Source organism: Aquimarina sp. U1-2, assembly GCF_017897595.1.
Classification (GTDB): domain Bacteria; phylum Bacteroidota; class Bacteroidia; order Flavobacteriales; family Flavobacteriaceae; genus Aquimarina.
Map to the genome: position 1 here is coordinate 269,504 of NZ_JAGKIK010000006.1, position 6,856 is coordinate 276,359.

The 6,856-nt window shown below is 30.0% G+C and carries 11 protein-coding genes; all 11 read left to right on the forward strand.

Annotated features, from left to right (window positions below):
- The first annotated feature begins 2 nt into the window (after positions 1-2).
- The 11 genes from J8281_RS10495 to J8281_RS10545 all read left to right on the forward strand — a co-directional run bounded on the left by J8281_RS10495 (position 3) and on the right by J8281_RS10545 (position 6,389).
- Complete coding sequence (locus J8281_RS10495; protein ID WP_210197568.1) at positions 3-422, forward strand: hypothetical protein; 420 nt, start codon at positions 3-5, stop codon at positions 420-422.
- Between the two features lie 92 nt (positions 423-514).
- Complete coding sequence (locus J8281_RS10500; protein WP_210197569.1) at positions 515-1,636, forward strand: AraC family transcriptional regulator; 1,122 nt, start codon at positions 515-517, stop codon at positions 1,634-1,636.
- Between the two features lie 192 nt (positions 1,637-1,828).
- Positions 1,829-2,395 carry a hypothetical protein gene (locus J8281_RS10505; RefSeq protein WP_210197570.1) on the forward strand — a complete coding sequence of 189 codons (567 nt, stop codon included), beginning with the start codon at positions 1,829-1,831 and terminating at the stop codon, positions 2,393-2,395.
- A gap of 121 nt (positions 2,396-2,516) precedes the next feature.
- Positions 2,517-2,903, forward strand: a complete 387-nt coding sequence (locus J8281_RS10510) for a pentapeptide repeat-containing protein (protein WP_210197571.1) — start codon at positions 2,517-2,519, stop codon at positions 2,901-2,903.
- Between the two features lie 220 nt (positions 2,904-3,123).
- The gene (locus J8281_RS10515) at positions 3,124-3,528 is read left to right on the forward strand and encodes a DUF5071 domain-containing protein (protein WP_210197572.1); all 405 of its coding nucleotides are present in this window, start codon (positions 3,124-3,126) and stop codon (positions 3,526-3,528) included.
- A 5-nt stretch (positions 3,529-3,533) separates the two neighbouring features.
- Positions 3,534-4,040 carry a hypothetical protein gene (locus J8281_RS10520; protein ID WP_210197573.1) on the forward strand — a complete coding sequence of 169 codons (507 nt, stop codon included), beginning with the start codon at positions 3,534-3,536 and terminating at the stop codon, positions 4,038-4,040.
- A 45-nt stretch (positions 4,041-4,085) separates the two neighbouring features.
- Positions 4,086-4,634, forward strand: coding sequence for a hypothetical protein (locus J8281_RS10525; protein ID WP_210197574.1), 549 nt, complete (start codon positions 4,086-4,088; stop codon positions 4,632-4,634).
- A 32-nt stretch (positions 4,635-4,666) separates the two neighbouring features.
- The gene (locus J8281_RS10530) at positions 4,667-5,239 is read left to right on the forward strand and encodes a 3'-5' exonuclease (RefSeq protein ID WP_210197575.1); all 573 of its coding nucleotides are present in this window, start codon (positions 4,667-4,669) and stop codon (positions 5,237-5,239) included.
- 37 nt (positions 5,240-5,276) lie between these two features.
- Positions 5,277-5,507 (forward strand): hypothetical protein, encoded by a 231-nt coding sequence (locus J8281_RS10535; RefSeq protein WP_210197576.1) that lies wholly within the window; start codon positions 5,277-5,279, stop codon positions 5,505-5,507.
- Positions 5,495-5,818, forward strand: coding sequence for a type II toxin-antitoxin system RelE/ParE family toxin (locus J8281_RS10540; protein ID WP_210197577.1), 324 nt, complete (start codon positions 5,495-5,497; stop codon positions 5,816-5,818). The genes J8281_RS10535 and J8281_RS10540 overlap by 13 nt, the downstream gene beginning before the upstream one ends.
- A gap of 325 nt (positions 5,819-6,143) precedes the next feature.
- On the forward strand, positions 6,144-6,389 hold the full coding sequence (locus tag J8281_RS10545) for a hypothetical protein (RefSeq protein ID WP_210197578.1): 246 nt from the start codon (positions 6,144-6,146) through the stop codon (positions 6,387-6,389).
- The last annotated feature ends 467 nt before the right edge of the window (positions 6,390-6,856 follow it).

The following is a 6,856-nucleotide window of genomic DNA, read 5'->3' on the forward strand; positions in this document are numbered from 1 at the left end:
CAATGAAATACATAATAATAATGATTGCAATAATTACATCTTTAGCATGTAATAAGCAAAAGGTGAAAGAAAGACCTTTAACGACAGTTATTAAACTTCAATCTGCTGAATCTATTTTAAATTTTGAGGAAGCTAAAAAGTATATTGATGTGAAAGCTGTATTCGAGAAATATCCTGGGTCTAAAAATCCTGAAAAGGAGTGGAAAGAAATGGTATCTTTTTTTTATAATTTAGGCAATAATAAAAAGTTTACAAGTCAGTTTAAATATTATAATTACAATGTTACTGAGACTATAAGTAAGCAATCTGCAAATGTTATTTTTACATCTATTAATAAAGAAGTTAAAATAAAGAAAATTTTTTATTCTCTTGAAATGAGAGAAGAAAATTGGATTGTTATTGAAATAAAATATATTAATTGATTCAATACGATAAGTATAATTTTTAAAAAATTATCCAAACCCAGCATTTTATTAAATGCTGGTTTTTGTAAATTTATTTATAAACCTTATTGATGAATTTAGATTTCAATGTTTTTAATATAATCATGTTTGCTGGCATAATACAAGGTTTTTTATTTGGCATAGTAGTTCTGACTTCAAAAGGTTTTAGTGATAAGGTAAATAGGTTTTTAGCATTGACTATTATTACTTTATCATTTAATAATCTATACTATTGGTTTATAGATATAGGACTCGAAGTTCATTTTAAAGAAATTACCTTATTCTACCTTCCTTGGCATTTATTATTTCCTATTACTTTTTATATATATGTAAATGATTATGTAGGTGATAAAATTGGTAAATATGCTGTATGGATTTTGTTTTCTCCTTTTCTAATTTCTTCAATTACTCATATATCAATTAATACTATTTATGACCTTACAAATGATATTCCTTTTTGGATTAAAGTTTTTTATATAGGAGAGGAATATCTTGCATTTACAATTGCATTATTAGTAGGTTTTTTATCATATAATAAATTAAAAAGAGTAATGAAAGAGAATAGTAAAATTGATGTTGAATGGTTGAAAAAATTACTTAGAGCTGGACTGATACTTTGTGTATTATGGTCAGCTATGTACACTGTGTCCATAAAATTTAATATAGAAGGCTTAAAACTCTATTATCCAATATGGTTAGGGATATCAATTATGTTTTATTGGATTGGATATAGAGGATTATATCAATTTAAATTGGCAAAAGATCGCAAAGCAATTAGTATGTTACTTCAGGAGGTTAAGAAAAATATTGAACCTGAAGAAATTAGTCCATCTAAAGTTAAAAATCAGCTTTTTAATTCATTTTTAAATCTAATAGAAAATAAACATTTCTACAGAAAACAAAACCTAACCTTGGATAGTACTGCTAAAAAATTAAAAACGAATCGAACCCACTTATCAAAAATAGTAAATCAGGTTACGGGAAAACGATTTGATGAGATCATAAGCGAATACCGTGTAAATGAAGCTAAAAAACTTCTTTGCGCGCCCGATGCAGGCAAATATAAAGTCGAAGCTATTGGTTATGAAGTGGGGTTTGCACATGTAAGTACCTTTTACAGTACTTTTAAAAAATATACCGGGGTATCGCCTGCCAAGTTTCGAAAGGAGCATAAACACGTTGAGGCACATTAAATTTCTAAAAAAGAGTACAAAAATCTTTCTAAAATGCCCCTAAACTCGTCCAAATCACGTCTACGACACTCGTATAGCTGTATACTATTATAATATGGCTCCAAAAAATCGTGTCTTAAACCGCAAAAGTTCAAGTAAAGCAGTCGGTGCGCAGCTATTTTATATAATTGTGTTATTAAAGAAGAAAAACATATGAACGCAAAAGAAGTAGTAGAAAAAAGCAGGATAGCAACTTTTGAAACTAAAACTTTAACCAAACACTTTGAGTTTCAAAAGAGTCCGGATATAGAAATTATCGATAATAATTTTACGATACGTGCAGAAATTGTTGAAGTTCTATTAGAAGATTTTTCAAATAAAGATGTTGAATTAATACGCCTTTTGTTTCATGAAGAGTTTAAATGTGTATTGGAAACAGGAAGGAACCTTTGTCTATATCAACTTTGTTTTTATTTATATAACCTAGGGAATTTAGAAGATATATATCGAGTTTATAGCGCAAAATATGGCGGTAATAATATGGATGTACAAATCTCTATAGATAGAAGCATGTTATATATGAATACAACTATAGAAAGAGTAATCAACTACGTTGAAAATGATTTTAAAACTAAAGAGAGTAACAAGAAAAAATATCCTGAAATCCTCACAAAATTGTATGATTTAAAAGAAGAACCCGATTACGAAAGTGAGGAAGCTTACAATTTGTTCATTAGTGGATACTTTTATGGTCATCAAAATATAGGAAAAAATAATTGAATATCCGTAATTTGTGATAAAGTCTTATATCAACCTGAATACTAAAACGAGTTCAGTATTCGGAATGACGCAAAGTAACTTCTTTATCCTACAAAAACAGCCAATCTTTAAAATGACTAATGTGAATGATTCAGAAAACAAAACGATAAGCGAGTTCATTTCTGCTTATAAAAATGGCCAACGTAAATTTGCGAATTGGAATTTTAATGAAGATAATTCTGTAGAAGGTTTAGATTTGCAGAACATACATTTTGAGGAGTGTTTTTTATTTTTGAATCTTAGAAACACCAACTTAGCCAATGCAAAGTTTATTACATGCAATATTAAAACTGCAGATTTTAGAGGAGCAAATATGACAAATGCAATCATCAAAAATTGTCGCGTAGAAGGAGTCATGTTTAAAGGGGCAATTACAGATCAATTAGTTTTTAAAGAGAACTATTGTCACAGTACAACAGTTGGTCAAGATGATTTTGAAACGTTTTTTAAAGAAACTGATATCGATTGATAATAAAATGTACTTTTAATTTTGGATAACTTGCTGTGCATTTTGATTATTTTATTTAAAATCCGTCAATTCGAGTGCTTCGACCAGAGGAAGAAGTGTATCGAGAATAGGATTTTGGATACAAAAAGCTATTCTCGATACAATTTTTCTTCATTTTATTATGAAAAATCACTCGAATTGACGCTTTTCTTTAATACTTCTTTCATAATACATATTGAGTTTGAATAATAAAGATTTAATACCGAAAGATAAAGCTGATGTAGATTTCATTCATAGATTGAATAAAAAATCAATTCATGAAATTCGGGACATTCTTCCTAAGTTACTAGAATGGATGCAAGATATTAATTGGGTGCAAGCAGGATTACTATACGATTATTTTTCGCCCTTTATCAATGAAATTGACAATGAGATCATCAGTATTTTAGAAACCAATGATGATCCTTGGAAATATTCAATTTTAATAGGATTAATATTAAATCCTAGTGTAAAAATTATTCCAAATGATAAAATCTTGTCTGCAATTAAAAAACTACATGACAACCCCTCAAAAGATGATTTAATAGGTGGAAACGTAGAGCTCGCCGAAGAAATATTAAAGAAGTATAAATTTCATCAAAAATAAATTTAATGTGGTTTAAAAAAGAAAAATTTGCTATTGGCGGGTTGCGAGAAATGGGATTTAAACCAAATACTGATATATTGATGCTTCTTTCAAGCCAGGGAAGAGGAATATTTGATTGCATCAAAGCAGAAAAAATTGAAAGAGACTCATATGATTATTATATGGAAGAATGGGATGAAAAAACAAGAATTGTACAAGGTTTCGGGAAATTTAAGGATGAAGTTTTTATATGTGGAGGCTTTGAAGCAAAAGACCCCATAAAGAAAGAAACAAAAGACGGATGGAAAATCAAAATAAAACAAGAAACACGACTAGATTATAGAAAAGTGATGAAAGAGGCCGAAGTTATGTATCTGGTTAATAATGATAAACGCATAGAAATAGATGTATTTCATTATGGTATCGACAGGGCTTATGGTTTTTCTGACACAGGAAACTCTTTTGTTTTAGGTATATCTAGTGATTTATATATATGGAGTAGATCAAAACACATCCAATATCAAGAAATCTAATATAAATTGATGATGTTTCTTCAATTACATACTTTTTAAACAATAATGACACTAGAAGAATTTTACGAAGCGATAGAAGATCTATCACAGATTTATGAAAATAAGGATTTAGAAGAATTCCTATTAGCGCTTTATGATAGGGTTGAAGCATATAAAAAAGAGAAATTAACTTTTGATCTGGTGCTAAAGATGATCAACGAATCATTTACAGGTAAACCTATCAATTTTCAGAATGATTGGTTACAGTGTACTAAACCACCAGATAGCAATAGGATGAGTAAAAAATTTTCTAATCCAGGGATTAATTATGCATTTGACCAAGAAAACACTTCATCATTACAACCTTACGAATTCACCCTTGCAGTGTTAAGGTTTCAAATTGCAGAGTTGCATAAAATGAAAGAAAATCAACTTAAAAATGAATTACGATATTTTGGCGTAGACTCTGAAACCGGTCATCGATGGTATAATTTTGATCCTTTTGCCAATTTAGAATGTGGTGTTAGATGTATGATTGACAATGAAGAAAGATTTGGTTCTTTAGATTGGTCATTTATTGGCGAATTACTGGAAAACGGAAGGATTTACGAATAGGTTTTGAGCAGTAAAACAAAGATTAAAAACAAATGAATTACATCATATTAGATCTTGAGGCTACCTGCTGGAAAGACAGGAACCTAAATAAACAAAACGAAATTATTGAAATTGGAGCAGTCAAAATTAATGAACGAGGAGAATCTATTGGAGAGTTCTGCGAATTTATTAAACCAAAACTTAATCCTATCCTATCAGAATTTTGTAAAGAATTGACGACTATACTACAAAAAGAAGTTGATGCTGCAGACACCTTTGATCTTGTAATAAAACGATTCAAAAATTGGATTAATATAGACGAGCCATACGTTTTATGTAGCTGGGGATTTTATGATAAAAAGCAGTTTGGCAACGATTGTGCTTTACACAATTTAGATACGGATTGGCTTACCAATCATATAAGCATAAAACATCAATATGCATCCATTAAAAACCTTAAAAAACCTATTGGAATGGGTAAGGCTTTGAAAATAGAAAATCTGCAATTGGATGGCACTCATCATAGAGGAATTGATGATGCCCGAAATATTGCCAAAATATTCAAAGCTTATCTAGGTCAGTGGAAAATGGATTTTAAAAATACTCTTGGAGGACAAGCTAGATAAAAATGTAAAAATTTTAGGATATTAAACTATCTTTGTTGTGAATGTAAAAGAATTAATTATGAGTATGGTAGATATTAGACAGGAACTGCAAGACTTTATAAGTCAGGAAGATGATAAGTCATTAAAAAGGTTCTATAAAATGGCAAAAGCCTATATGGAACAACGACGAGAAGATAAGCTAATGGCAGAAGCCGAAGAAGATATTAAAGAAGGAAGAATCCATAGTCAGCAAGACGTAAAAGACCTTATCAAGAGTTGGACAGAATAATAAAACCTGTCTTTTGGACAAATCGTGCCTCCAAAGACTTAGAAAAAATAACTCGCTTCAATACAAAATTAAAAGGTAAAGAAAAGTCAAGAGAAATCTCTGAGAATATACGATCAAGTACAGAGCAATTAGAAAATCCTGATTATGATTATACAGCTATTGGAACTATAGATGATCAGTTTGCATACTTGAAAAGGGAGTATCGAAAAATCTTTGCAGAAGGATGTAAAATCACATATCGAGAAGGGAATAATAAGATATTTATTACAAGAGTTTTTGATCAGAAGCAACGCCCAAGTAAGAACAAGTAAAACTACGTTATAGGAAAAATGACCGAATCTGAAATCATACATCTAAAAATGGAGATAATACAGTCAATAATCAACTGTAATGATGAAAAGGTATTGTTAAAAGCAAAAGAGATCTTACAAGGTATAGAAAAGTAGGACTCACATATCGGCTCGGCAAGTTATTATGGGCGCACCACAGGTGTTTTACCAATGAGCTGTTATAATAAATTGTTCCGAACCGATTTGAAAAACTTTCATAATTACTAAAATGTGTATTTGCAAAAATCAAAACATAAAAATATCAGTATATTAAATTATCTTTGTTGTGAATGTAAAACTGAACATTATGGGAGCATTAGAGTTAAGAAATCTTATATCGGAATATGTAAGTACTGCAGATGAGCGCCTATTAAAAATCGTAAAAGCTGTTATGGAAAGTTATAGAGAAGATGATATCGCAGCCTATACCATAGAAGGAAAAGCTCTAACAAAATCGGAATATCGTCAAGAGTTGATAGATGCCCAGATAGAAATAGAACAAGGCGAATATACTACACAAGAGGATTTAGAAAAAGAATCAGAAAACTGGTAAATGGGCAAACTGAAGATTATTTGGTCAAATAGAGCCAAAGCACAATTAAAATCTATCCACGATTATATAAATGACCAGTCCTAAATAATCGATACAGATTATTGATAGATTAAATTTATTATTTAATTCTCAGAGAAGCTAGCTTCTCTGAGAATTTTTGTTTTATACTGTTTTGGTTTTAGTTCTCTTTGTTGATGCATTTGTTTAGGTGTAAGCATATGGTTGGATAGATGAGGTCTGATATGGTTGTAGAGTTTTATGTACGTCCCTGATATAGGTTGACCACTTTTACAAAGAAGTGATTACCTTATGAGAGCAAATTTAAAGACAATCAGGAAGCAGCGAGTTTATTCAGAAGATTTTAAACGACAGTTGGTTTCGGATTTTGAATCAGGGAAATTCAGTGTTCCTCAATTGGAGAAGTTACATAAAGTTTCCAATGCTAGTATTTATAAGTGGATTTATAA